23 protein-coding genes are annotated in these 26,422 nt (G+C 57.4%); 17 read left to right on the top strand and 6 right to left on the bottom strand.

Features of this window, described 5'->3' with window-relative positions:
• Positions 1 to 938: 938 nt before the first annotated feature.
• The 3 genes from WFM49_RS08575 to WFM49_RS08565 are packed head-to-tail and all read right to left on the bottom strand — an operon-like array spanning position 939 to position 4,259.
• Positions 939 to 1,799, bottom strand: coding sequence for an undecaprenyl-diphosphate phosphatase (locus WFM49_RS08575; RefSeq protein ID WP_336972836.1), 861 nt, complete (start codon positions 1,797 to 1,799; stop codon positions 939 to 941).
• Positions 1,800 to 1,825: 26 nt separating this feature from the next.
• Positions 1,826 to 3,409 (bottom strand): TerC family protein, encoded by a 1,584-nt coding sequence (locus WFM49_RS08570; RefSeq protein ID WP_009457822.1) that lies wholly within the window; start codon positions 3,407 to 3,409, stop codon positions 1,826 to 1,828.
• Positions 3,410 to 3,467: 58 nt separating this feature from the next.
• A complete protein-coding gene (locus tag WFM49_RS08565; RefSeq protein ID WP_009457824.1) occupies positions 3,468 to 4,259 on the bottom strand; it encodes an inositol monophosphatase family protein in 792 nt (263 codons plus the stop codon).
• 108 nt (positions 4,260 to 4,367) lie between these two features.
• On the opposite strand from WFM49_RS08565, the gene WFM49_RS08560 reads away from it, so the two are divergent.
• From WFM49_RS08560 to WFM49_RS08510, 11 genes are all read left to right on the top strand, one after another.
• Positions 4,368 to 5,216, top strand: coding sequence for an RNA methyltransferase (locus tag WFM49_RS08560; protein WP_250756830.1), 849 nt, complete (start codon positions 4,368 to 4,370; stop codon positions 5,214 to 5,216).
• A 145-nt stretch (positions 5,217 to 5,361) separates the two neighbouring features.
• On the top strand, positions 5,362 to 6,132 hold the full coding sequence (locus WFM49_RS08555) for an IclR family transcriptional regulator (protein ID WP_022983524.1): 771 nt from the start codon (positions 5,362 to 5,364) through the stop codon (positions 6,130 to 6,132).
• A gap of 632 nt (positions 6,133 to 6,764) precedes the next feature.
• Positions 6,765 to 8,174: a short-chain fatty acid transporter gene (locus WFM49_RS08550; protein ID WP_035270901.1), complete on the top strand. Its 1,410-nt coding sequence runs from the start codon at positions 6,765 to 6,767 to the stop codon at positions 8,172 to 8,174.
• 9 nt (positions 8,175 to 8,183) lie between these two features.
• Complete coding sequence (locus WFM49_RS08545; RefSeq protein ID WP_336972833.1) at positions 8,184 to 9,464, top strand: amidase; 1,281 nt, start codon at positions 8,184 to 8,186, stop codon at positions 9,462 to 9,464.
• Positions 9,465 to 9,521: 57 nt separating this feature from the next.
• The gene (mdcA, locus tag WFM49_RS08540) at positions 9,522 to 11,204 is read left to right on the top strand and encodes a malonate decarboxylase subunit alpha (RefSeq protein ID WP_009457830.1); all 1,683 of its coding nucleotides are present in this window, start codon (positions 9,522 to 9,524) and stop codon (positions 11,202 to 11,204) included.
• 34 nt (positions 11,205 to 11,238) lie between these two features.
• Complete coding sequence (gene mdcC / locus WFM49_RS08535) at positions 11,239 to 11,589, top strand: malonate decarboxylase acyl carrier protein (RefSeq protein WP_250756828.1); 351 nt, start codon at positions 11,239 to 11,241, stop codon at positions 11,587 to 11,589.
• A complete protein-coding gene (locus WFM49_RS08530; protein ID WP_035270906.1) occupies positions 11,586 to 12,488 on the top strand; it encodes a biotin-independent malonate decarboxylase subunit beta in 903 nt (300 codons plus the stop codon). The genes mdcC and WFM49_RS08530 overlap by 4 nt, the downstream gene beginning before the upstream one ends.
• Complete coding sequence (gene mdcE, locus WFM49_RS08525) at positions 12,485 to 13,198, top strand: biotin-independent malonate decarboxylase subunit gamma (protein ID WP_250756827.1); 714 nt, start codon at positions 12,485 to 12,487, stop codon at positions 13,196 to 13,198. Before WFM49_RS08530 ends, mdcE begins: the two co-directional genes overlap by 4 nt.
• Complete coding sequence (gene mdcG, locus WFM49_RS08520; protein ID WP_336972829.1) at positions 13,198 to 13,902, top strand: malonate decarboxylase holo-[acyl-carrier-protein] synthase; 705 nt, start codon at positions 13,198 to 13,200, stop codon at positions 13,900 to 13,902. The genes mdcE and mdcG overlap by 1 nt, the downstream gene beginning before the upstream one ends.
• On the top strand, positions 13,892 to 14,854 hold the full coding sequence (locus WFM49_RS08515) for a triphosphoribosyl-dephospho-CoA synthase (protein WP_266108062.1): 963 nt from the start codon (positions 13,892 to 13,894) through the stop codon (positions 14,852 to 14,854). Before mdcG ends, WFM49_RS08515 begins: the two co-directional genes overlap by 11 nt.
• 2 nt (positions 14,855 to 14,856) lie before the next feature.
• On the top strand, positions 14,857 to 15,786 hold the full coding sequence (locus WFM49_RS08510; RefSeq protein WP_336972826.1) for an acyltransferase domain-containing protein: 930 nt from the start codon (positions 14,857 to 14,859) through the stop codon (positions 15,784 to 15,786).
• Positions 15,787 to 15,816: 30 nt separating this feature from the next.
• Here the strand turns inward: WFM49_RS08510 and WFM49_RS08505 are convergent, their stop codons facing one another.
• From WFM49_RS08505 to WFM49_RS08495, 3 genes are all read right to left on the bottom strand, one after another.
• Complete coding sequence (locus tag WFM49_RS08505) at positions 15,817 to 16,752, bottom strand: LysR substrate-binding domain-containing protein (protein ID WP_026484233.1); 936 nt, start codon at positions 16,750 to 16,752, stop codon at positions 15,817 to 15,819.
• Between the two features lie 208 nt (positions 16,753 to 16,960).
• The gene (locus WFM49_RS08500) at positions 16,961 to 17,773 is read right to left on the bottom strand and encodes a mechanosensitive ion channel family protein (protein ID WP_254500286.1); all 813 of its coding nucleotides are present in this window, start codon (positions 17,771 to 17,773) and stop codon (positions 16,961 to 16,963) included.
• Between the two features lie 529 nt (positions 17,774 to 18,302).
• Entirely contained in the window at positions 18,303 to 18,911 is a 609-nt protein-coding gene (locus WFM49_RS08495) for a class I SAM-dependent DNA methyltransferase (protein ID WP_324577909.1), read from the bottom strand.
• Between the two features lie 88 nt (positions 18,912 to 18,999).
• On the opposite strand from WFM49_RS08495, the gene WFM49_RS08490 reads away from it, so the two are divergent.
• From WFM49_RS08490 to WFM49_RS08465, 6 genes are all read left to right on the top strand, one after another.
• A complete protein-coding gene (locus tag WFM49_RS08490; protein ID WP_026484230.1) occupies positions 19,000 to 19,998 on the top strand; it encodes an LLM class flavin-dependent oxidoreductase in 999 nt (332 codons plus the stop codon).
• Complete coding sequence (locus tag WFM49_RS08485) at positions 19,995 to 20,921, top strand: LysR substrate-binding domain-containing protein (protein WP_026484229.1); 927 nt, start codon at positions 19,995 to 19,997, stop codon at positions 20,919 to 20,921. The genes WFM49_RS08490 and WFM49_RS08485 overlap by 4 nt, the downstream gene beginning before the upstream one ends.
• A 75-nt stretch (positions 20,922 to 20,996) precedes the next feature.
• Positions 20,997 to 22,025, top strand: a complete 1,029-nt coding sequence (locus WFM49_RS08480) for a Bug family tripartite tricarboxylate transporter substrate binding protein (RefSeq protein ID WP_336972821.1) — start codon at positions 20,997 to 20,999, stop codon at positions 22,023 to 22,025.
• Positions 22,022 to 23,629: a gamma-glutamyltransferase family protein gene (locus tag WFM49_RS08475; RefSeq protein WP_026484227.1), complete on the top strand. Its 1,608-nt coding sequence runs from the start codon at positions 22,022 to 22,024 to the stop codon at positions 23,627 to 23,629. The genes WFM49_RS08480 and WFM49_RS08475 overlap by 4 nt, the downstream gene beginning before the upstream one ends.
• A 183-nt stretch (positions 23,630 to 23,812) precedes the next feature.
• A complete protein-coding gene (locus tag WFM49_RS08470; RefSeq protein ID WP_250756821.1) occupies positions 23,813 to 24,286 on the top strand; it encodes a hypothetical protein in 474 nt (157 codons plus the stop codon).
• A 184-nt stretch (positions 24,287 to 24,470) separates the two neighbouring features.
• Complete coding sequence (locus tag WFM49_RS08465; protein ID WP_009457855.1) at positions 24,471 to 26,315, top strand: ABC transporter ATP-binding protein; 1,845 nt, start codon at positions 24,471 to 24,473, stop codon at positions 26,313 to 26,315.
• The last annotated feature ends 107 nt before the right edge of the window (positions 26,316 to 26,422 follow it).

The following is a 26,422-nucleotide window of genomic DNA, read 5'->3' as shown; positions in this document are numbered from 1 at the left end:
TCGACTTGGCGGGTCTCCGGCCCGTGCTGCGCACGGGTTCCCTGGTCTCTTGCAGTATCCAGGCGCCCTGTGAACTCGCGGGGTGGCTCGTCCCCCGGACGAACCACAAGCGTCCCGCTCAAACAGCACAGGGCTTGCATCCTGGATACTGCAAGAGCCTGCGGCCAGAGCCCTGACTCGCCCGTCGAGCCCAACTGCCCCCTCAAAAACGCAAAAAAGACCGTGATTTTTGCCAACAAGATACTTTCGCTCGCGGCAACCAAAGCGGACCACCGAAGGCTGGTCTCGTGCCCGACCACCGACTCTTGGCGCCATGAGCAGCAAGGCTGCTTGTCCCTTCCTCACTGTGAGCCTCTCGGTTCGTCTGCCCCGGTATCCGGGCTGACTACTTGCCGGTGCTGCGCACCGGTACCCTGGTCGGTGTTCGGATACGGGCGCGCCCTTAACTCGCGGGGTGTCTTGTCCACCGGACAAGACACAAGCGCCCCGCTCAAACAGAAGGGCGCTTGCACCCCGTATCCGAACACCGCCTGCGGCAAGCAGTCTGAACCGCCCGGATACCGGGGCAGACGAACCGAGAGGCGTCTTGCTGAGACCAAGCTCCCTTCAATAAGCAGCAGCGTATCGAAGCCAAGCCAGACCAAATGACGGGCGACAAACCTGCTATTTGCCAACAAACCCTTGCACACAATAATCACCAAAAAAGTGCCTATCAAATTGGTACATCGCTAGATACGCGGACAGACAGACGGATAGACAGCTAGACAGCTAGACAGATAAATAGATAGATAGATAGATAGGTAGGTAGGTAGGTAGGTAGGTAGGTAGGTAGAGTATGTGCGTGAAAAGACGACATTTACCGAGCCTCCCTGAAAAGAAAAATCCCCGCTGGCAGATCAAGCAAGCGGGGATTTCAAAACATCTTAGGCGGCAAAGATCTAAGTCATCAGCCACACAAACAATACTCCGCCCAACGCAATCCGATACCAGGCAAAAGGACGATAGGTGCGACTGGACACAAAGCGCAGCACGGCCTTCACCAGGAACAAGGCGCTAAAGAAGGCAGCAACAAAGCCCACAATAATCGCGGTGCTTTGATCTGCACTCAAGGACGCACCGTTGCGATACAGGTCATAAACCGTAGCAGCCAGCATGGTTGGCATGGCCAGGAAGAAAGAAAACTCCGTGGCGGTCTTGCGCTGAATACCAGCCAACATGCCACCGATAATGGTGGCACCCGAACGTGAAGTACCTGGCACCATGGCAATGCACTGGGCAAAACCAACCACCAAAGCCTGCTTCCAGGTGATCTCTTCCAAGGCAAAGGCGGTGGCCTTTTGCGAGGTGGCGGTTTCACCCTGATCCAGCTCCGACGTGTTCTTCGCGTACTGCGGTTTGCGCTCGACCCACAGCATCAACAAACCACCCAATACCAGCGTGAACACAAACACAATCTGGTGATGGAACAGCGCTTTAACGTACTGAATCGTCAAGGCACCAATAACGGCAGCGGGCAAAAAGGCAATCAGCAGATTGCGAGTGAACATCAGCTCGGTGCGATCTCCGCGCAAGACCCCGGTGATCAGCTGAATCAAACGGGCGCGAAAAATCCAGATCACGGCCAGAATCGAACCAAACTGAATGACAACCTCGAAGACCTTGGCATCGCCCGAGGAAAAATCAATCCAGGAGCCCAGGATCAGCAAGTGCGCCGTACTGGAAACCGGAATGAATTCCGTGATGCCCTCAACAATCCCCAGAAACAGGGCTTTAAACAAATAGAGAGTTTGCTCAGTCATGTTGTCCGAATCAAAGCCAATAAAAATTAAGACGCCAGAAATGGATCGATTTGTTCATCATCGTATGGCACACGTTCCAGGCTGACCTGTGAAATGCGACGCCCTTCCAGCTCTTCCACCTTGAAGCGATACACCGCATCGCTTTGCTCAAGCACACACATATCGCCCACCTTGGGCAATTGTCCGAAACGCGTCAGCAGATAACCGGCCAGGGTGGCATATTCTTCCTCTTCATCCACCAGACCATCCACACCCAGCATCTGTTCCAGATGATGCAAGTCGGTGGAGCCGTCCAGGAGCCAGTGGTCCTGGGACTCCTGGACAATATCGGGGGTTTCGTCCTCGCTGGGGAAGTCGCCTGCAATCGCCTCGAAAATATCCAAAGGCGTCACCAAACCTTCAATAGTGCCGAACTCGTCCGTCACCATGACCAACTGTCCGCGGCTTTGCTTGATGGTTTCCATCAGGTCCAAAATCCCGATGGACTCATACACAAAAACCGGCTGACGCAATTGGTCCAGACGGATATGACCATGAATCAGCAGGTCTGCCAGTAACTCTTTGCTTCGACCAATGCCAATAACCTCATCGAGCGAACCGCGACACACTGGCACCATGCTATGGGGTTCATGTGTCATCTTTTCGCGCAGGACCTCAGGATCGTCCTGCACATTCACCCAGGTAATCGCATTGCGCGGCGTCATCACCGAATGCACGGTACGCTCGGACAAAGTCAGCACACCACTGACCATATTGCGTTCTTCCTGACCGAACACCATTTGCGCCGCTGCACCGGGCAGATCCGGCCCGATGACCGTTTCACCGGAAGCGGGACGCTTGCCCAACATGCGCAGCACAGCCTCGGCCGTACGCTCACGCATGGGACGACCTGCCTGCAGCATACGCAACTTGCGACGCGCCAGCTGATTGAACATTTCGATCAGGATGGAGAAGGAAATGGCCGCATACAGGTAACCCTTGGGTACATGTACGCCAAAGCCTTCCACCAGCAAGGAGAAGCCGATCATCAACAAAAAGCCCAGGCACAGGATCACCACCGTGGGGCGACTATTGATATAAGCCGTCAAGGGTTTGGAAGCAACCAGCATGATGCCAATGGCAATGACCACCGCCGCCATCATGATGGGCAGGTGCTCGACCATACCCACCGCAGTAATGACCGCGTCGATGGAGAACACGGCATCCAGCACCACGATCTGCGCCACGATGACCCAGAAGCTGGCATACATGCGCGAGCCGGAAGCATGAGCGCTGCGGTTCTCAATACGTTCGTGCAGCTCCAGTGTGCCCTTGAACAGCAGGAAAAAACCACCCACGATCATGATCAGATCACGGCCAGAAAAATCCAGACTGAATATGGAGATCAAGGGGTCGGTCAGCTGCACCAGATGGGACATGACCGTGAGCAAGCCAAGGCGCATCAGCAAGGCCAGTGACAGGCCCAGCACACGAGCCCGGTCGCGCTGCGCCGGAGGCAGCTTGTCGACCAAAATTGCAATGAACACCAGGTTATCGATGCCCAGCACAATTTCCAGAACTACCAGTGTGAGTAACCCAACCCAGGCGGTCGGGTCCATCAACCACTCCATCTCAGCTCCTTGGCGCTGTGATTAAAAGAACACCCCGGCAATGCCGGGGTCTAGGTTCTTAATCTTGCAGGTGCGACAGCATCTGAATAAAGATCTTCGGACTGGCGGCAATCACATTGCCAGTCTCTTTCCAGGTTTGTTCGCCTTCAAAGTCGCCCACCAGACCGCCGGCTTCGGTCACCAGCAAAGTGCCGGCAGCCAGATCCCAAGGTTGCAGGTTGACGGCGCAGAAGCCATCCAGACGACCTGCAGCCACATAAGCCAGATCCAAAACCGTTGCACCCACGCGACGCACGGCAGCACATTCGGCCAGCATATCGGCAAATGGGGAGGTGGGTTTCACGCCTGCACCCGAATCCGGCACGTGTGCACCGATCAAGGCATCGTGGTAACGAGTCTGGCCCGACACACGAATACGACGGTCGTTCAGGAAGGCACCACCGCCACGGCTGGCCGTGAACATTTCATTGCGGTTGGTGTCGTAAATGACGGCATGGGCAGCCTGGCCACGGTGCATCAAGGCAATCGAAATTGCGTAGCACGGAAAGCCGTGGATAAAGTTGGTGGTGCCATCCAGAGGATCAATGACCCACTGGTATTCGGGAGTACCTTCGCCTGCGGGTTCCAGCGGTGGGCGCTCGCCCGTTTCCTCGCCGATAAAACCGTGGTCGGGGTAAGCTTCGCTCAATACTTCAATGATGGCTTCCTCTGCTGCGCGATCCACTTCCGTGACATAATCTTTAGGGCCTTTACGCGCAACCGACAGGTGCTGGAGGTCCAGACTGGCGCGAGAGATAATGGTGCCGGCACGGCGAGCCGCCTTGATGGCGGTATTGAGCATCGGGTGCATGGAAATTCCGTTTTTTTAACAATAATTGAGCCTGCCTGGCGTGCCCTGTTGCAGGGCAAAATCGCGTGAGCAGACACAGGAAGCGTAGCTTCAAAGTAGCTATTTTAAATGACTCAGACGCAAGCATCGGCATTTGATGATAATTTTCACCGGGTTCGCTTCATTATGGTGCAACCCAGCCACCCTGGAAACGTCGGCGCAGCAGCGCGAGCGATCAAAACCATGGGCTTTGGCGACTTATGCCTGGTCGACCCGCTAGACCCGGACGTTGCACAAAACCCTCAGGCAATCTCGCTGGCCAGCGGTGCCGTAGACGTTTTGGAGCAAGCAACTATTGTTCCCACTCTGGCGCATGCACTGGAACCGGTCACTCTGGCTTTTGCCCTGACGGCCCGCCCCCGCTATTTAGGACCGCCAGCCGCCGATATACGTCAGACTGCCGAACTGAGCCGTGAGCATCTGCGCCAGCACGCCGGAACCGTCGCCATTGTGCTGGGGACCGAACGCGTGGGCCTGACCAACGATCACATCAGCCAGTGCCAATACGTCTGCCATATTCCGGCCAATCCTGAATACAGTTCCCTGAATGTCGCCCAGGCTTTGCAACTGGCTGCCTGGGAATTGCGCTACGCGCTGCTGGCTGAAAGCGGTGCCAGCCTGCTGCCCCATACGGATGGCAAGGCAGACCCTGGCAAGGAGCTGGCTCCCCAAGCCAAAGTGCAAGCCTTGCTACAGCACTGGGAACAGGCCATTGAAAGCGTCAAGTTCCTGGACCCCAAACACCCCAAGAAGCTGGTGCCCCGCATGCAGCACCTGTTCGGGCGCGCCCAGCTTAGTTTGGACGAAGTGGATATGTTGCGCGGCCTGTGTACCGCCATGATCAAGACCGCCAAAACAGCGGGCCACCCCATCCCCGAACAACGTAAAGACGATTCGGCAGGCCCGGAACATCGCTAAAACCTGCGTTCAAACGCGCAACCCCTCTTGCCCGCTGCACCCAGCGGGCATTGTCTTTTATGAGCGATCACACAGTGGACACTTTCTTGGCTGGCGTATATTCTTACTGAGTTACTTTTTCGGTAAGCAATAGCTGTTTTCAAGCATGAACACTCCCGAGACCGTAGAACCGCAGGATCAGGCCGGGCCGCGCACCTTGCAACGCGGCCTGCTGGTGCTCAAGACTTTGCAGAATCATCAAGGCAAAGGGCTGAGCGTCACCGACCTGTCGCGCGCCACGCAATTACAGCGCCCCACCATCTACCGGCTGCTGGCCGCCCTGATCGATCACGGTCTGGTCCAGAACAGCAGCCATAGCCGTCGCTACAGCGCCACGCGCCAGGATCAGGGCCTGTTTGGACTGGACCCGCGTGTCACCATCATGCAGCCCATCATGCAAGAGCTGGCTCAACAGACTGGCGACGCGGTCTTTCTGGTGGGCCGCGATGGCGACGACTCTGTTAGCCTGTGGCGCGAAATTGGCCCCTACCCGGTACAGATTCTGGCCACTTATGTAGGCAAGCGTCAGCCTTTGGGCGTGGGTTCGGGTGGCATGGCCTATCTGGCCACACTTGGGGACGAAGCGATCGAGCAGATTATCGAACGCAATGCCAATCAGCTGGATCAGTACGGTGGCATGACTCAGCGCGAGATGCGCCAGTTGGTCACCAACACCCGTATCCGGGGCTACTCGGTTGTAGGCAACTACGCCGTACGCGGTGCTTTGGGTGTGGGCTGCGCGCTATGCGACCATAAAGGCCGCCCCATTCTGGCCATGAGTGTCACGGCCATTACCGAGCGCATGCCTGCGCCACGGCAAAAAGAAATTGCCGGTTTGCTGCGCGACGCGCTGGATTCGGTCGCCGACAAGTTTTAAATCTGGGCGGATTTCTCCCCCTGAATGGTGTCGGATCGTTAACACCCTCATCCGCACACAGCCTGCCCTGTGTGCTTTTTTACGTCTCGAAGTTCATTCCCTCTGTCTGCTTTTCCAATCAACGCAGATGGCTCCTCCAGGCTCAGCCTGTCAAAAAAAAGAGAAACTACGCTGGCTATAAGCCCAGTCCCTTCCCACGCCGCACTCCCCCAGGTTGGCGTATGAAAAAAAAGCAGTTCCGTTTCAAACAGCGCCCTATCCGCAACTCAAACTGATCCTCTAATCAGTTCGTTTTAGCTAAATATCCCCATCTCCCGTAAAACAAGCGGCTTTATACCCAAAGCCGCGTGTCGCAGCATTCGCACGCCCTTTTCCCCTAGGGTTAACGCGCCATCGTTTCGCCGCGCGTAAATAAAACAACATTTGCTTTATTGATCCACGCACTAGCCTGTCGCTATCTTGTGGGCACAACGATAAGCCCCCTAAGGGGCACACCATAAAAAAGGAAGGCGAGATACAGGCAACAGTCATTACCGAGGAGTACGCGCTAGCGGGACTGTGTATCCAGCATCCACATCCATCAGCCGACCCACTAGCCAGGTCGGGGAGACAAAAACAAGGATAAGTTCATCATGAACACCACTGCTACCCTCTCGGCCAAACCCAGGCCAAACTTGCTGACCCGCTTTACCAATATCTGCGTGCGTTACGTAGAAAAGTGGATGCCGGACCCGTATCTGTTCGCCGTCATCCTGAGCTTGCTGGTTGTAGGACTGATTGCCCTGTTTGTCGATGGCGCCACCCCCGGAGGAATGGTGGATGCCTGGTATCGCGGGGTATGGGGCCCCAAAAGTATTTTCACCTTTGCCCTGCAAATGGTGCTGATTCTGGTGACGGGCTACACCCTGGCTGAAGCACCGCCCTTGAAACGCGCCATCATCTGGTTGGCCTCCCGTGCCCGCACACAAGTTGAAGGCGCCCTGTTGTGCTTTGCCGTGGGCGCGATCTTCTGCCTGCTGAACTGGGGCCTGGGTCTGGTGGCCGGTGCCCTGGTTGCACGCCAGGTTGCCCGCCGTCTGCCCAATGTGCACTTTGGTTATCTGATTGCCTCGGGCTATATGGGTTACCTGCTCTGGACTCAAGGTCTGTCCAGCTCGATTGCCCTGGCCAATACTGATCCCAACAGCCCCATCAACGTCATCCATCAACTGACCAGCATGACGGTGCCGTTCAGCCTGACCATTTTCCAGCCCTATAGCTGGATTCCAGTTGTGGCCCTGATCATCCTGCTGTTTCTGACGATCTGGCGCATGGAGCCTGACTACGCCTTGCCGCCTGACCCCGCCGTCTTTGCTGACATTGAAAAAGACCTGCCCAAAACCAAGCCCAGCACCCCGGCTGAAAAGCTGGAAAACCTGTGGATTCTGAATGTGCTGTTCTTTGCCGCGGGTATGTACTACTTCGTGCGCAGCGGTTTTGCGCTGAACATCTCATCCATGATCATGCTGTTTACCGTCACCGGTGCCCTGCTGCACTGGACGCCTATCCGCTTTATCAAATCCTTTGTCGAGTCCGCCAAAACGGCAGGCCCGCTGATTCTGCAGTACCCGCTGTATGGCGGCATCATGGGCCTACTTGCCTATATCCCCATGGAGGGCGGTCGCGCCCTGGAAGAAATCCTGTCCTCCGCGCTGGTGACCGGGGCCAATGAATACACCCTGCCCTTCCTGACCTTTATCGCCTCCATCATCATCTCGCTGTTTGTTCCTTCCGGTGGCGGACACTGGGGTGTGCAAGGCCCCATCGCTGTGCAATCGGCCCTGGCCATTGGTCAGGACGGCCCTGCCTACCTGGGCCTGATGTCCATGGCCGTGGCCTTTGGCGAGGCGGTGGCCAATATGATCCAGCCCTTCTGGCTTTTGCCTGTGCTGGCCATTGCGCGCCTGAATGTACGACAAGTGATGGGCTTTACCGTGGTGGCCTTTCTGATTGGCACCGTCATTTTGACGATTGCTATTCTTATCGCACCTTTCACGATCTAAGGACGCGCCATGTCTGTGAATGATTTCGCTACCCGAAACAGGACATCCAGCCAGGAGGCAGCAGAGGCAGCAATTGCCCGCTACGAGCAAACCGAGGATCTGATTCAGGCCTTTGCCCATCTGGACAAGGAGCAGGTACGGCATGTCGCCCAAGAGCAGGAGAACAACACCGGCCCCTTGAAGGGGCTGGTCATCGGCATCAAGGATTTGATCAATACGGCGGACGCTCCAGCCACCTATGGTTCGCCCATTTATCGCGACAACCGCCCCACCCAGGACTCTGCCATTGTGCAGGCCCTGCGTGCGGCCGGTGCCGTGCCTTTTGGCAAAACCGTCACCACAGAATTTGCGCTGTTTAGTCCACCCAAGACACGCAACCCCTGGAATCTGGAGCACACGCCGGGCGGTTCGTCGTCCGGCTCGGCCGCTGCCGTGGCTGCCAATGTGGTGCCGGTAGCTTTGGGCACCCAGACAGCGGGGTCCGTGGTGCGCCCCGCCACGTTCTGCGGAATTTATGGCTTCAAACCCAGCTTCGGCGCCTTGCCCAGCAGCGGCCTGAAAACCATCAGCCCGTCTCTGGACACCTTGGGAATTTTGGGCCAGCGTCTGGAGGATGTTCGCCTTGTGTTCAACGCACTACGCAGCACGCCGGAAGTATCGCAAGTCCTGCAGCAAGCCCCTTTGCGCCTGAGCTTTTTGCACACACCCTGGTGGGAGGACAATGCCGAGGATTTGCGTGATCGGCTGGAAGCGACCGTGACTCACCTGAAAATGGATGACGGCCAGTTCGAAGTTCAGCTTAGCGACAGGGACAGTCTGTTTGGTGAACTGACCCATGCGCAGCAAGCCGTCATGGGGGCTGAAGTGCTGATCCATTTAAGCCATGAACGCCAGCAACATCTGGAACTGCTCTCGCCTGCTTTGCAGACTTATCTGGATAAATGCGCACAGACTCAACCTGCCGAACTGATTCAGGCTCAAGGCCTGATCAATCAGGTCAAGCGCCAACCCGAGCTGATCTTCGGCGACGCAGACCTGATCCTGAGCGCAGCCGCCTTGGGCGAGGCTCCCACACGCGACACGACGGGCGATCCCGTGCTGTGCCGCGCCTGGACGGCACTGGGCATTCCATGCATCAACTTGCCCATCGGCTTTGGTAGCCACGGGCTTCCTTTAGGACTGCAAGTGGCTGCCCGCCCTGGGCAAGATGACCTGCTACTGGAAGCGGCCACCCGCATTGCCCATCGCCTGGGCACATTAACTATCGCGCTGCCTGAACTCCGAACCTGAAGGGTCGGGCAGCTTACTCAACGGATCACATCGACAGAGGTAGGACAGGGAAACCCAATGACGGACAGCAACTGGAATCTTAAGAATCAAGCCCGCCAGCAAAGACTGCAACGTGCCAGCCGTGCACTGGGAGACTCTTTGCAAGGCAAGATATGCAGCACGGATAAAGCCAGCAGCTTGCTGGAAGCCGTATTACAAGTAGGAGATCGAGTATGTCTGGAAGGCAATAACCAGAAGCAGGCCGACTTTCTGGCCGACGCACTGGTGGGCGTCGACCCAGCGCAGATTCATGACCTGCACATGGTGCAATCCGTGCTGGCCTTGCCCCAGCATCTGGATGTGTTTGAAAAAGGCATTGCGAACCGCCTGGACTTCAGCTTTTCCGGCCCGCAAGGTGCGCGCCTGGCCAGGCTGGCCTCGGCAGGACGACTGAACATCGGTGCCATTCATACCTATCTGGAGTTGTTTGCCCGTTACTTTGTAGATTTGACCCCGAATGTCGCGCTCATCGCGGCCCAGGCCGCCGATGAGCACGGCAATCTGTACACCGGCCCCAATACCGAAGATACCCCGGCTATTGTGGAAGCCACTGCCTTTTCCGGCGGCATTGTCATCGCCCAGGTCAACGAGCTGGTCGACAGCAAGACCACCCGCCTGCCGCGTGTGGACATTCCCGCCGACTGGGTGAACTTTGTCGTGCCCGCTCCCCGCCCGCACTTTATCGAACCGCTGTTTACCCGCGACCCAGCCCAGATCAGCGAAATCCAGGTCTTGATGGCCATGATGGCGATCAAGGGCATCTACGCGGAATACGGTGTGCAACGCCTGAACCACGGCATCGGTTTTGATACCGCCGCCATTGAATTGTTGCTGCCCACTTACGGCGAATCACTGGGCCTGAAAGGCAAGATTTGCCAGCACTGGGCCTTGAATCCGCATCCTGCCCTGATCCCGGCCATCGAAGCCGGTTGGGTGCAATCGGTGCACTCCTTCGGCTCCGAGCTGGGCATGGAAAACTATCTGCGCGCCCGCTCCGATGTGTTCTTCACCGGCCCGGATGGCAGCATGCGCAGCAACCGCGCGTTCTGTCAGGCGGCTGGCCACTACGCCTGTGACCTGTTCATCGGCTCCACCTTGCAGATCGACCTGCATGGCAATAGCTCCACCGCCACGCTGGGCCGTATTGCCGGTTTTGGTGGCGCACCCAATATGGGCGCGGATGCACGTGGTCGTCGCCACGCCAGCCCCGCCTGGTTGAAAGCCGGGCAAGAGGCACGCCAAGGACGCCAAGGTGCAGCCGGTACGCCACGTGGTCAGAAGCTGGTGGTGCAGATTGTGGAAACCTTCCGCGAACACATGACGCCCGCCTTTGTGGACACCCTGGATGCCTGGACCCTGCAGGAGCAGACCGGCATGGATCTGCCGCCCATCATGGTGTACGGCGACGATGTCACTCACATCCTGACAGAAGAAGGCATCGCCAATCTCTTGCTGTGCCGTACCGACGAAGAGCGCGAACAAGCCATACGGGGCGTTGCCGGCTACACGCAAGTGGGCCTGGGCCGAGATGCCCGCATGGTGGAGAACCTGCGTGATCGCGGCATCATCCGTCGCCCTCAGGATCTGGGCATAGACCCACGCCAGGCCACCCGCAATTTATTGGCCGCACGCAGCATGCGGGATCTGGTTCAAGCCTCCGGCGGGCTGTATCAACCTCCGGCACGCTTCCGTAACTGGTAATGGCCCGCCACGCTATTTGCATTAGGAGATCACGATGACAAACATTCCTCACGGCCTGGAAACTCTGGCCTATAGCTTCAAAGGACAAGAGCCTATTGGCACCTTCCAGCCTGTGCTGGTGGGCGTGGTAGGTTCGGGCAATCTGGAAGTGCTGGCCGAGCCCAAGGAGAGCGCCGAATGCACCATCCATATTCATACCTCGGCACGTGGTTTCTCCACGATCTGGGATGCGGTGGTGCGGGACTTTCACCAGCGCCATCCGCTGGCCGGTATTCACTTTGACATTAACGATATGGGGGCCACCCCTGCCGTGGTCAGTCTGCGTCTGGACCAGGCCGCCAGCGAAGCCCTGGCACGCAGCCAAGCACAAGGAACACAGTCATGAGCAGTTATCTGGAGTGTTCTGCCCGCCAGCGCGTCCAGGCTCTGTTTGACGCCAACAGCTTTCACGAATGGCTGCCCCCTGCACAACGCTTGAGCAGCCCCCATCTGGCCCAGTTGGGAGTGCCTTCTTCCTTTGATGATGGCGTGGCTATCGGCCGTGCCTTGCTGGAGGGGCAGACCGTGTATGTGGCGGCGCAGGAAGGCGAATTCATGGGCGGTGGCGTGGGCGAAGTCCACGGCGCCAAGCTGGTGGGCCTGCTGCGTCGAGCCATGACTGACCGTCCTGCAGGCGTAGTCCTGCTGCTGGAGTCCGGGGGTGTGCGTCTGCACGAAGCTAACGCCGGTTTGATAGCCGTCTCGGAAGTGATGCGCGCCCTGCTGGACACGCGTAATGCCGGAGTGCCTGTGATTGCTTTGGTAGGCGGGCAAAACGGTTGCTTTGGGGGTATGGGCATTGTGGCCCGCTGCACCAACCACCTGATCATGAGCGACGTCGGCCGTCTGGCCATGTCCGGCCCGGAAGTGATTGAAGCCTCCCACGGAGTCGAAGAATACGACTCCAAGGACCGCGCTTTGGTCTGGCAAACCAGTGGCGGAAAACACCGCTGGCTGACCGCCGATTGCGACGACCTTGTACCGGACACCGTGGCCGCTTTCCGCGCCGCTGCCGTACAAGGCTTGAAGAATCCAGCCCGTGGCCCCGTCACCCTGGAAGAGCTGGAACAGGAACATCAGCTGCTGGCACACCGCGCAGCCCTGCTGCCTGTGGAGCAATGGGACCAAACTGAAAATCAGGCCCAAGCCTTGTGGCAAGCACTGGGGCTGGAACAAAGTGATCAAGTCGGGCAGATGGATGCTGCAGCCGTCAAAGCATTACGCAGCCAGGAGGCGCTGTCATGAAATGGGAAACACTGGTGCAATCGCTGTTCGATACGCAGCACAGCATTAGCGAACAGGATTTGTTCTTGCAAGGCAATGCCGAGTTTGATGGTGAAACCTTGGCCGTGATCGGCACGACGGAACACGCCCCCATCGGCGTGTCCCTGGCCTTGACCCAGGCACAGGCCGTGCTGGACACCATCAAGAACCATCCTGGCCGTAGCCTGCTGCTTTTGGTCGACACCCAAGGCCAGCAACTGCGCCGCCGCGATGAGCTGCTGGGCATCAACCGCGCCATGGCTCACTTGGGCATGTGCCTGGATCTGGCCCGACGCAAAGGCCACAAGGTCATTGGGCTGGTGTACGACCAGGCCCTGTCCGGTGGTTTCATCACCTCCGGCCTGATTGCCAATGCCTGCTATGCCGTGCCCGAAGCCGAAATTCGCGTCATGCGCATTCCTGCCATGGCCCGCGTGACCAAGCTGCCCGAAGCCATGCTGGAAGAGCTGGCGCAGTCCAATCCGGTCTTTGCGCCCGGCGTAGGCAACTACGTGGCCATGGGAGGCATTCAGTCTGTCTGGGACAGCAGCTCGCCAGAGCAACTGCGTGCTTCCTTGCGGGCAGCACTGGCTCAATCCAATGATCAGGATCGCCGCGCCAGCGATGGTGCCGAACGTGGTGGCCGCCGCCTGGCTGCCCAGATCATTGAACAGGTCTTGCAGGCATCCTGATGAACGCCCAGCTGCCCGCTCGCCGTCACCACCTGATCACGCTGGACAACACAGCCTGGGATCAGGTGCTGACTGATCTGGAGCTGACCAGCCACGTCTGCCAGAGCCTGCATCAATGGCAGGCTCGAGGCTGGCCGCTGGTCGTCAGCCGTCAGCCAGGCGAACTGCATAGCGGACAGTTGCAAGTGGGCATTCCTTTACCGACCGATTGGGGGCGGCAACGTCTGTCCCTGATCGTTTCCCAAAACCAGAGCCTGTCTTGGGGCAGTTTTCCCCCCGCCCATGAAGCCCAAACCTTATTGCCAGCCTCCTTGGCGCAAGACTGGCTGAGCTTATGTCAGCGTATGCAAGCACATGGCTGCACGGCTCAGGTCTATGGCAGTTATGGCTGGGAGCTGATCACAGGACAGGGCTATGTGCGTGAAGGTTCAGACCTGGATTTGCTGCTACCCGTGCAGAGCGCCACGCAAGCAGATCGTCTGGTGGAGCTATTAAGTGCAATCAGCGAATTGTCCGGTTTGCCCCGCCTGGATGGCGAGCTGCTGTTCCCCGATGACGCCGCCATTGCCTGGCGTGAATGGCAGCAATGGCGCAGCGGTGCCAACAGCAAAGTGATGATCAAACGCACTCATGGTGTACGTATTCAGGCGCACTCGGACTGGCCCGAGCACGCTCCTGCTCCGGAGTCCTCTCATGCTGCTTGATGCCATTGAAACCAGAACATTGGCGCCTCGCCCCACTGCCCCCGACTTCATGGATCCATCCCGTTCCTGGAGTTGTGCGGCCATAGGCCGTGCGGCGGTTCTGGCGCTGTATGACGAGCTGATTCTGGCTCCCAAACCGGGGCTGGTATCCTTGCTCGACAGCGGCAGCCATGACGATATGGATGCCAGCACTTTTTATCGCAGTCTGTTTGCCCTGCGCCATTATTTTTCTGACATGGCGGCTCTGGGCCAACAGCGTGTTCCATTCAGCCAGCTGCAAACTCGCGGGATTGCAGCGGAGGCTCGCATGCAGGCGGCAACCGGGGGCATCAATACCCACCGTGGCGCCATCTTCATGCTGGGCCTGCTGTGCGCAGCCGCAGGCGCTTGCCTACCTTTTCGCACCCTGACTCCCGCCACGATTCGGGACCAACTTCAAACATTATGGGGGGCGGCTTTACAGGCCCGCAGCCTGCAAGCTTCGTCCGCACTGCCGGGCGGACGGGCGGTACGCCGCTATGGCTTGCAAGGCGCGAACCAGGAAGCAGCCCAGGGCTTTCCCACCTTGTTTGAAACGGCCTGGCCCGCCTGGCAAGTCGCTGTCAAAACTTTGTCTCCGCACAGCACACCAGTGGCAGAACAGCAGTTGCAAACCGTGGGTCTGCATACCTTCTTTTCTGTTATGGCGGTCCTTGACGATAGTAATCTGGCCCATCGTGGCGGACTGGAGGGGCTACACTACGCGCGCCGCTGCGCCATGCACTACCTGCAAGCAGGCAGTGCATTCAGCCCCGATGCGGTGCAACGCGCGCAAGCCTTGCATCAAGCCTTCATGAAACGTCGCCTGTCCCCCGGCGGCGCAGCCGACACCTTGTCGGCCTGCTGCTGGCTGGATCGCTTGCAAGCCTATGCACCCGGCAGTGCCAGCCAGCGTCGCCCTACTGGAGCCTGACTATGAAAATCGCCCTGCTGTTTTCCGGGCAAGGCATGCAATACGCAGACATGCTGCCCTGGATGAACCCGGCAAACCCCTCGCTGCTGCAAATGCAGGAACAGTTGCACGTTCCCGATTGGCGCGCTGCCATGCGCGATACCCGTTGGGCCAGCACCAATGCCCATGCCCAAGTTCTGCTGACAGCTTGCGCCTTGGCCGCTTGGCAGGAATTGCAGGAGCACGTCCCTGCTCTGCAAACCTCCAGGCGATCTTTGGTGGCCGTGGCGGGCTACAGCATTGGTGAACTGGCAGCCGCTTGTGTAGCGGGTGTGTTATATGCCAGCAATACCATCCAGCTCGCCGGACTAAGAGCCGCCTTGATGGATAAAGCCGGGGCCGGACAGGACAGCAGCATGCTGGCGATAAGTGGGGTTTCAATCCGGACGATTGAGCAATGGTGCCAAGCGCACGGCGCTGCCCTGGCGATACGCAATGGTCCTGATAGTGCTGTCTGTGCGGGACCACGTGACAAGCTTGCTGCCCTGGAAAAATTCGCTCAAGAACAAGGGGCACGTTGCACACCCCTGGCCGTGAATATTGCCTCCCATACCCATTGGATGAGCAGCGCGGCCCAGGCCTTTCAAGAGCAACTGAATCAAAGCGAACTGACTGCCCCAACCTTGCCTTGGCCCACCAATGCCGGTCTATGGGTGCATAACGCCACTACCGCTGCCCAGGCCTTATCAGCGCAGTTGATGCAAACCGTGCAATGGGATTCGTGCATGGAGCAGATTGAAGAGCGACAGCCCAATGTGGTGCTGGAGATTGGTCCGGGCCGCAGTCTGGCGACCATGTGGAATCAACGCTATCCGGAGATTCCTGCGCGCGGTGTGGATGAGTTCCAAACCCTGGATGGCTTGCAACGCTGGCTGTCTCGCTGGGCTGGATAAACGCAAGACAGCGGCTTGCACAGACCCGCATCAGCCCGACGTCGGCCCTTCTTTTTCCAACTGAGTACGCACGATCCGGCAGGCCCGTAACAAGCTCAACACATTCGGGCTGCGCTCGCGCGACTTCATGCACACCAGGCCGATACGCTGTGAATGTCGATACTTCGGCTCCAGGCTCAGCCACTGAATCTTGTCAGAAAAAACCGCTTTGGCTCGCGCAGGTAAAAGGGAGCATCCCACACCACCACTGACCAGGCTCATCAAGGAAAAGATGTCTCCGGTGCGCATCACAATATCGGCATCAAACCCGGCTTTGGCCAACATGCGCTGCATGTCCCGCCCCGTTGCAAAATCATCGGTCAGCGACACAAAACGTTCCTTGGAACAACGCTCCAGATCCACCACGGACGAGTCCGATCCTTGCCAATCCATGGGAGCAGCAAACATCAGTTCATCATCAAAAATGGGCAGCACTTCCAGATCATCCGGTTGCTCCTGTGGCAACTCGATCAGGGCTGCGTCAATATGACCACCCCGCAACTTTTGCAGCAGCTTCTCGTTGGAGTCCAGCACCAGATCAATCTGCAATAAAGGCTTGTGAACCTTCAGCTCTACCAAAAGGCGCGGCACCAAACGTATCGTCAGCGAATACATGGAGCCTATGCGCAACTGATCCGACGAATACCCCCCGGCTTCGCGGGCAGCATCAATGCCATGCTGCAAGGTACGTATGGTTTCCTTGGCCGCTTCGGCCAGCTCGCGCGCCGACTCCTGTGGCACCAGATTGCGGCCTTCCTGCAAGAACAGCGGGCAGCGCAACCCTTCCTCCAGGCTTTTCAAGGCCCGATGCACGCTCACCGCACTGGTGCCCAATTGTTCAGCGGCACGGGCAATCGTGCCAGCTTCCAGAAAAGCCAGCAGAACTTCCAAGCGTCGTACCGTGATTTTTTCGTCGATCAGAAACATCGTGAGGGCAGGTGGAAAAACAGCGCCAGAGCAAAGAGTACAGTATGGGAGAAGCCCGCAGTAAGACCAATGCAGGCTAACCCGAAAAAAATGCCCCAAGCCGCTAAAAGCAAGGCTTGGGGCATTCCCATGTCAGGTCAGAACAGCACGGGCTTGAACCCGGCAAAATCGTATTCAGGATCTGGAAATCAGGCCCTGAACCCAAGGCTTAAGCAGCCTTTTTCTCGCCACCCGTTTGCACGATTTCACGTACTGGAACGGGCGTCTGCAAACCAGCCTGATTCAGCACTTGGACCGCACGGCGGAACAGATCAAAACGGGCATCCCAGAAGTCAGCAGCATTGATCCACGCACGCAGATTGACGGTGATTACGCTGTCCTTGTACTCCATGACCATGACCAAAGGAGCCGGGTCTTTCAGCACCTGAGGATGTTCATTGAGCAGGTCTTGCAGCAGCTTGATGGCCAGGTCCAGATCATCGCCATAACGTACGCCCACCCCGAAGTCCAAACGACGAGTGGTGTTACGGCTGTAGTTGATGATAGGGTTGCCCCAGATCAGGCTGTTGGGCAGCGTGAATTGAATGCCATCCACTTGCTCAAAGCGGGTCAGGAACAAACCCACTTCCTGCACAGTGCCGTCACCTTTACCAACAACCGACACAAACTCGCCCGCACGCAAGGGACGCAGCATCAGCAACATGATGCCGGCGGCGATATTTTGCAGTGTGTTCTGCAAGGCCAAGCCCACCGCCAAACCGGCGGCACCCAGTACCGCGATAATGCTGGCGGTCTGCACACCAAAACGGGCCAACACGGCAATCAGCACAAAGATGCGGATTGTCCAGACCGTTACGGACTGGGCCATAGGCACAATCGTCGGATCCACTCGCGGCGAGCGGGCTGCCATGCGCTTGATGGCACGACCGGCGGCGGCAGACAGCCACCAGCCAATAATCAGAATCAACAAAGCAATCACGACGTTGAGCGCAATCGCGACAACGGCTGGAAACTCTGTCATCCAGGCTTGCAATTTTTCCACGTTTCAATCTCCTCAATTAAAAGGCAAAGCACCGAAGGGACTGGCCGCCAAGGGTAAACATTGCTAGTGCGCATCATAGCCTTGGGACGGGTCTGAACCCAAGTTGAGCAAGCCCACCATCTTATCCCCGAAAACTGTGGATAGCTCATAGGAAAAACTGGGCAAATCAGAAAAACCTTCCGTAGTATCAGCCACTTGAAAACCACGAACAGAAAACATCCAAATCCGGAAACAGACGCCAGCTTATCCCCATAAAATGTGGACAAGTCACAGGATAAACCGTGAATCACTGCACTTATCCCCGTGCAATCAAGCACTTAGAAATGGCGAGCAGAGAATCGACAATTCTTTACCATTTTTTTCCTCGGGCAAGCCTTTGCTTGTTGAAAACCGGCTTATCCACAAAAGATGTGCATAAAAATAGGGAAAACCCCTGTATTAGCAAAAAATAGGCTTATAAAACAATCACCTAAGTAGCCAGGTCAGGGATTCACCATTTTGCACCTGTTCAAGCCGGTACGCGCCACAGGGAAGCCAGCCAATGCTGCTCCTGCGGCGGCCTGTCTGTGGGGCGATAAAAGTGATCGATATACTCAAAGCCCGCTTGCTCCAGACGCTCTGACCACTGCTCCCAACTGTAGTAGCAACCATAGCGCTGACCATTCCAGCCTTCTTGCCCCTGACCACGCGGATTGGAGGAGAACAGCACGCCGCCCGGTCGCAGACTGTGTCGCAAAGCAGTCAAAACCGCAGGCAGCTCCGCGCTGGGTATATGGAATAGAACCGCATTGGCAAACACGCCATCAAAAGCCGCAGCGGGCAAACTCAAATCCAGAAAGTCCTGATGCAGCACCGGCAAGCCAGTTTGCTGACGAGCCATCTCCACGAAAGCCGCACAGCCATCCAGGCCCACCGGGCGGTGACCCATGGCCTGAAACGCGACCAGATCCCGCCCCGGTCCACAGCCCAGATCCAGAATATCCACAGGCCCCGGCAAGCCGATGGCTGCCAACAAAGCATCGCGATTCTGGCTGACATCATGGTCCCACGTGCCGTCCCGATAAGCCTGCGCATGGTCCTGGTAATGATTGACGGTGCGACGACTGGTTTCTTTCATCTGAACATCCTTGCCTATGCTATGGGTTTACTTGACGCTGCCTAACGATGGATCGACTATATCCTGAGTCCAATTTGAATCTGATGCCATGAAGCCAAGCTATCCGCTCTCTGTCCTAGACCTGTCCCCTATTGTTCAGGGTTCTACCCCGGCCCAGTCCTTTCGCTGTTCGGCGGACATTGCCCGTCATGCCGAGCAGTGGGGCTATCACCGTTACTGGCTGGCCGAACACCACGGCATGCCCGGTATTGCCAGTGCTGCCACTTCAGTTCTGATCGGGCACATTGCCGGTCAAACCAGCCGCATTCGTGTGGGCGCGGGCGGCATCATGTTGCCCAACCATTCCCCTTTGGTGATTGCTGAGCAGTTTGGAACGCTGGCCTCCCTGTACCCCGGCCGTATTGACTTGGGCCTGGGTCGTGCCCCTGGCTCCGACCCCGAAACCGCCCGCGCCTTGCGCCGCAATCTGAACAGCGACCCCGACCAGTTTCCGCGCGACGTGCTGGAGCTGATGGACTATATGTCCGACGAGCCGCGCAACCGCATCATGGCCGTGCCCGGTCGCGGACTGAATGTGCCGGTCTGGATTCTGGGCTCCAGCCTGTTTGGTGCTCAACTGGCCGCCGCCTTGGGCTTGCCCTACGCCTTTGCTTCGCATTTTGCACCTGCTCAATTGATGGATGCTATTGAGGTTTACCGCCGTCAGTTCCAGCCTTCCGTGCATCTGGAAAAACCTTACGTCATGCTGGGCTACAACGTCTTTGCCGCCGACACGGAAGACGAAGCCAAACTACTGGCCTCCTCCTGGCAACAGTCTTTTGTGAACCTGCGCAGTGGTCGTCCCGGCCAGTTGCCACCGCCCGTACGCGACTACTACGAGCAATGCAGCCCACCCGCCCAGCATCTGCTGGACTCCCTGCTCAGCTGTACGGCCATTGGCAATCCGGAACAAGTGCTTGAGCAGATGAAAGGCTTCATTCAACTGACCGGCGCCAACGAACTGATGCTGAACGCCAATATCTTTGACCACAACAAGCGCTTGCGCTCCTACGAGATTGCCGCCGAGCTGCGCGGCAGTCTGGTATGAACCCACGCCACCTTCAAGAGACTGCACTGCGCTACTTCCAGGAAGTAGCGCGTTGTGGCTCTATCTCGCAAGCGGCCAGCAATCTGCATGTGGCCACATCAGCCATCAGCCGCCAGATCAGCGGACTGGAAGAGAACCTGGGCATGGCCTTGTTCGAGCGCCATGCCCGTGGCATGAATCTGACCGCTGCGGGAGAGCTGCTGCTGGCCCATGCTCGTCGCAGCGCCATGGATGCCGAGCGCACCTTGCACGATATTGCCGCCTTGCAAGGGCTACAAACCGGCCTGATACGCATCGCCTCCTCTGAGGGTTTGGCCGCCCAGCTACTGCCGCAGTGCATCGCACAATTTCGTGAAAAGCATCAGGGCATACGCTTTCAGCTGGACGTACTGCCACCACACCGTATCACCATGCTGCTGCTAAGCGGCCAGATTGATATAGGCATCAAATTCACCCAGACGGCTGAAAAAGACATCAAGACCTTGTTCCGCCGCGATGCGCCTGTCATGGCTCTGGCGGTTCCCGGCCACCCGGTCACCCGTACCGAACGCATCAGCCTGAAAAGCCTTCTGGCACACCCTTTGGCCTTGCCCGGACCCGACACCACGGTGCGGCAAATGATGGATGTGGCCTGCAGCGCACAGAACCTGAGTCTGGACCCGGTATTCAGCAGCAATCACATGCAGTCTCTGCATCAATTTGCCTTGTCCGGCGCAGGCGTGACGGTGTCGGCCTTGCTCTCGGCTCGTCACCTGATTGAGCAAGGTTTGCTGCAAGCCAGTTTCATCCATGAACGCGGCTTGCTGAATCGTCAAATTGAAGTGCAGGCCCTGGCTGGCCGCCGCTTGCCCTCTATTGTTCGCCGCTTTCTGGACGAGTTGCTGCCGCAGCTTGAAGTCGACCCGCAAGCCTTGCCAAAATAGCAACGCTGTCCTGCTTATTTGTTGCTGGTTCGGCATCATCGCCTTTCCTATCATCTCTTGATTGAGGAGATAGCCATGACAAGACCCAGCAACGCCGCAAGCAACGCGCAGCCCCCATCGACCCGTCGCCCCTGGCGGCGTCTTGCCCAAACCTTATTAGGTGCTGTTCTGGCCGTCAGCAGCGTGGCGGCCCATGCCAGCGATTGGCCTGATCGTCCCATTCGCCTGATCGTACCCTTCCCCACTGGCGGTGCCACCGACGTCATCAGCCGCCTGATTGCCGAAAGCGCGGCCAAAGCGATGAACGCCAACATCATTGTGGACAACCGCACGGGCGCGGGCGGCACGATTGGTTCAGGCGAAGTCGCTCGCAGCAAGCCCGATGGCTACACCCTCCTGTTCACCACCAGCAGCACCCACGCGATTGCTCCGCACCTGTACAAGTCCCTGCCCTACGATGCAGAAAAAGACTTCACCCCTATCGCCCATTTGGGCGATGCCGCCAGCGTCCTGCTGGTGAACCCGTCCGTACCCGCACAAACGCTGCCAGAGCTGATTGACTACGCTCGCGCCCATCCTGATGAGTTGAACTACGCCAGCAGTGGCAATGGCACCATCGTGCACCTGGGCACCGAAGCCTTTTTGAATCAGGCCAATATCGTCATGTCCCACGTTCCATACCGAGGAACTGGTCAGGCCATTAACGATATGCTGGGCGGCTCCATTCATGTTTTACTGGACGCCATCCCCACCGGGATGCCCTATGTGAACAGCGGCCAGTTGCGCGCCCTGGCAGTAACCGGCCAGCAGCGCTCGCCGCTGGCACCCGATTTGCCCACCTTTCAGGAGTCCGGCCTGCCGGGCTATGAGTCGGTGACCTGGTTTGGCCTGTACGCCCCTGCAGGCTTGCCCGACGAAATTCGTGACAAGGCTTATGAGGCTTTTTCACATGCCGTTCAGGACCCCAAAGTACGCTCGCGCCTGCAAACATTGGGCGTGGACCAACCCCGCAGCACCAGCCGAGAAGAATTTATCTCTCTGGTCCGCAAGGACAGCGCACGCTGGCAAGGCCTGATCCAACTGACTGGAATACAGATTCAATGAACAAGACTGACACCTGTATGGACTGGAACAACCCCTACCCGTCCGCCCGCTCTGCGGTACTTGGCCAGAACATGGTCAGCACCTCCCACCCCTTGGCCGCGCAAGCGGGCCTGCGCATGTTGCAGGCCGGTGGCAATGCCGTCGATGCCGCCCTGGCGGCCGCCATCACACTGACTGTGGTCGAACCCACGGGTTGCGGGATAGGCAGTGATGCCTTTGCCATCGTCTGGGACGGCAAAGAGCTGCATGGCTTGAACGCCTCCGGGCGCTCGCCCCGTGGCTGGTCGCCGGATCGTTTCAAAGGTCACGATGCCATCCCCGACAAGGGTTGGGAAAGTGTCTCCGTTCCCGGTGCGGTCTCTGCCTGGGCCGAGCTATCCAGCAAGCTGGGCCGTCTGAGTCTGGAGCAAGTAGCCGCCCCCGCGATTCATTACGCCCGAGAAGGCTTCCCGGTCTCGCCCGTAATCGCGCGCTTGTGGGAGCTAGGCCGTCAGCGTCTGGGCGATCAACCCGGTTTTGCCGAAGCCTTTTTACGTGATGGCAAAGCCCCTGTCGCTGGCCAGTGGTATCAGAACCAGGACCAGGCCAATACGCTGGAACGCATTGCGGCCACCCAGGGTCAGGACTTTTATACCGGCGAGCTGGCCAAACGCATTGCCGACTTCTCCCGCCAGCATGGCGGCGCCATGGACGAGCAGGATCTGGCCGAGCACCGCGCGAACTGGTGCGGCACCATCAGCCATCCTTTTGCCCAGTCCGTGATTCACGAAATCCCGCCCAATGGACAAGGTCTGGCGGCCTTGATGGCCTTGGGCATCATGGAACAAGCTGGTGTGGGCCAACAGCCGCTGGACCATATCGACACGGTGCATTTGAGCATTGAAGCCATGAAGCTGGCTTTTGCCGATCTGTACGAGCACCACGCAGATCTGGAGCACATGATTCATCATCCCGAGCATTTGCTGGACCCGGCCTATCTGCGCGAGCGCGCCGCCCTGATTCAGATGGACAAGGCAGGCGACCCCAAGCACGGCCTGCCTGGCCCCTCCGGCACGGTCTATGTCACCGCCGCCGACTCCAGCGGCATGATGGTGTCCCTGATCCAGTCCAACTACATGGGTTTTGGTTCCGGCGTGGTCGTTCCCGGCACCGGCATCAGCATGCAGAATCGTGGTCATGGCTTTACCCTGCGCCCCGGCCATGTGAATGAAGTGGCCGGTGGCAAGCGCCCCTCGCACACCATTATTCCGGCCTTTGCCATGAATGCCGATGGCACCCCTCAAATGTCTTTTGGTGTGATGGGTGGGCCATTCCAGTCGCAAGGCCATATGCAAATGGCGCTGCGTGTTCTGCTGTACGGTCAGAACCCGCAGGCCGCTGCCGATGCCCCACGCTGGCGCGTGACGGGTGGCCGTGGGGTGGCAGTAGAACCCACTTTCGATCCGGCGCTGGTTCAGGCCTTGCGCGAGCGCGGTCATGAAGTCGTCGTTGAACCCGGCAGCGGTGTGTTCGCCTTTGGCGGTGCACAACTGATTCTGCGTCAGGGCAATCATTACGTGGGCGGCTCCGACCCGCGTAAAGATGGACAGGTGGTGGCTTACTAGTTAGTAACACCCTCCACCCCCTAGGGCTGACTATACGTCAGCCCTATCTAATTAAAGGTTATCAAGTGAACAGATAACAGCTAAAAATCTAATATTTCCCACGCCTTCTCGAATGCAAAAAAAATAATTTTAATTACAATAAGAATTAAAAACCAGTTCCTGAAATCAAATAGGAGGCAATCCATGTCAGCAAAAGAAGATTTACTTAAATCTCTCTCCGATAATGATAAATCTGGTGGTGTCGATAAAATTCATAAAGCTCTAGTCGACTCAGGGCTAAAATTTAAAGGCCCTAGAAACAGCAATACATTGCTCTACTACTATCGCCATGGGAATAGTGAAATTGGTGTTGCAGCAATGCGAGATTCTCCAACAACACTTTTATCACTCCCTAAAAATTTCTGGGAAAATAACAAAAAATTAGAAGTTGCAATTAAAAAAGCCCATACTTTCCATATAAGCCCAACTGGCCCTATATCCTCGAGCCAATACTCAAGCGCACAATTTCAAATAACAGCTACTAGCATCAACACGCTAATCTCGATTATCAATGAGATAATCATCCCTGAAGCTCTTGCTGCAGGAGCAAAACTTCAGAATACAGCGGCTAGTCTCATCCGAGGCTCGACACTCTCAAACAACCTTCGTCCGAAGTAAAAAACCTATTTATCAGTCTATTTGACGCTCCTACAACACAAAGACTGTGTTTTTATCAGGTTTTCTTCAGCCAGACAGAATGACTGCTGTACCATCAAAAATTGCCGCTTCATACCCCGGAAGCGGTTTTCTATTTGTCTAAACGGCCCTGTCATCCAGAGGGCCGTACGCTGGAGCCCATTCGGTGCTGTCATTCTTTGAACGTCGATTAGATCCCTATCCCGAACAACACGTCGCCCCTCCTCCCAAAGGATTTTTCCCCTTCATCTGGGCCTGTACGAAAAATTCACGTGGCTGGATTGGCCTGATGACCGTAACCTCGATTGGCCTGTCGGCCTACGAGGCCATGCTGTTTGCCCTGCTCAGCTATATCGTGGACTGGCTGCCCTCGATTGAACCTGCCCAGTTCTGGAGCCAGCAGGGTGGCACGCTGTTGACCATTGCCGCTGTTCTGCTGGGCAGCGTCGTGCTGATCAGCCTGCATACGCTGGTCATGCACCAGGTGCTGGCCATCAACTTCCCCATGCGCCTGCGTTGGCTGTTTCACAAGCTGATGCTGAATCAGAGCATGTCCTTTTACGCGGACGAGTTTGCCGGTCGCATCACCACCAAGATCATGCAAACCGCTCTGGCGGTGCGTGAAACTCTGTTCATGGCCGTGGAAGTGGTCGTGGGCATGAGCGCCTACCTGATCGGTATTCTGATTCTGGCAGGCAGCTTTGACCGCCTGCTGATCCTGCCCTTCCTGCTCTGGCTGGTGGGCTACGCTTTGGCCTGCGTATACTTTGTGCCCCGTCTGGGCAAAGTCGGGGCTGAACAGGCTGACGCCCGTGCGCTGATGACGGGCCGTATTACCGACGCCTACACCAATATCAACACGGTCAAGCTGTTTGCCCACACACGCCGTGAAGCAGACCATGCCAAGAACGCGATGCGCCGCTTCCAGGAAACTGGCCATGCCCAGATGCGTCTGATCAGCATGTTTGAAGTGACCAACCATGTGCTGGCTACTGTCTTGCTGATCAGTTCGGCAGGCCTGGCCTTGTACTTGTGGTCGATTGATCAATCCACAGCCGGTGTAGTGGCGGCCGTCATTGCCATGGCACTGCGCCTGTCCGGCCATTCCCATTGGCTGATGTGGGAGCTGACCAATCTATTCGAGAACGTAGGCACGATTCAGGACGGCATCAATACCTTGACGCAAAAACCCACGGTGGTAGATGCTCCCGATGCCAAGCCCCTGCAAATCGAGCAAGGTCGCATCGAATTCCAGGACGTGAGCTTTGCCTACCGCGATAAAAGCCGTCAGGTGATCGACAAGCTCAATCTGGTGATCAAACCGGGCGAGCGCGTTGGTCTGATTGGCCGTTCTGGCGCGGGCAAATCCACGCTGGTCAACTTGCTGCTGCGTTTCCATGATGTGGATAGCGGCACCATTCGCATTGATGGCCAGGACATTGCCCACGTCACGCAAGACAGTTTGCGTGCCGCCATTGGCATGGTGACGCAGGATACCTCCTTGCTGCACCGTTCCATGCGCGACAACATTCTGTATGGCCGCCCGGATGCCAACGACGAGCTGCTGCATATGGCGGTAGAGCGTGCCGCTGCTGCCGACTTCATCCCGCAACTGCATGACCGCCAGGGCCGTGAGGGCCTGGAGGCGCATGTGGGCGAGCGCGGTGTGAAACTATCTGGCGGCCAGCGTCAGCGTGTGGCAATTGCCCGCGTCATGCTGAAAGACGCCCCCATCCTGTTACTGGATGAAGCCACCAGCGCGCTGGACTCCGAAGTGGAAGCCGCCATCCAGGAAAGCCTCAACACCCTGATGCACGGCAAGACGGTAATAGCCATTGCCCACCGCCTGTCCACCATTGCGGCACTGGACCGCTTGATTGTGCTGGATCAGGGCCGCATCATCGAGCAAGGCAGCCACCAGGAATTGCTGGAAAAAGGTGGTTTGTATGCTCGTTTGTGGGCACGTCAAAGTGGTGGCTTCCTGGGAGAGACTGGCAAACAAGATAGTTAAAACGTGTCACTTGCTTGCAAAAAAAAACTGACGTTACATCTTTGTCCCATTAGAATTTCGAAAGATCAAACTTCGCCGTGCTTGCGGCGAAGTTTTTTTTCAACTTA

It is taken from the genome of Alcaligenes sp. PF14, from assembly GCF_037150615.1.
In the GTDB taxonomy this organism is placed as follows: domain Bacteria; phylum Pseudomonadota; class Gammaproteobacteria; order Burkholderiales; family Burkholderiaceae_B; genus Alcaligenes; species Alcaligenes phenolicus.
This window is presented reverse-complemented; position numbering and strand designations above follow the sequence as displayed.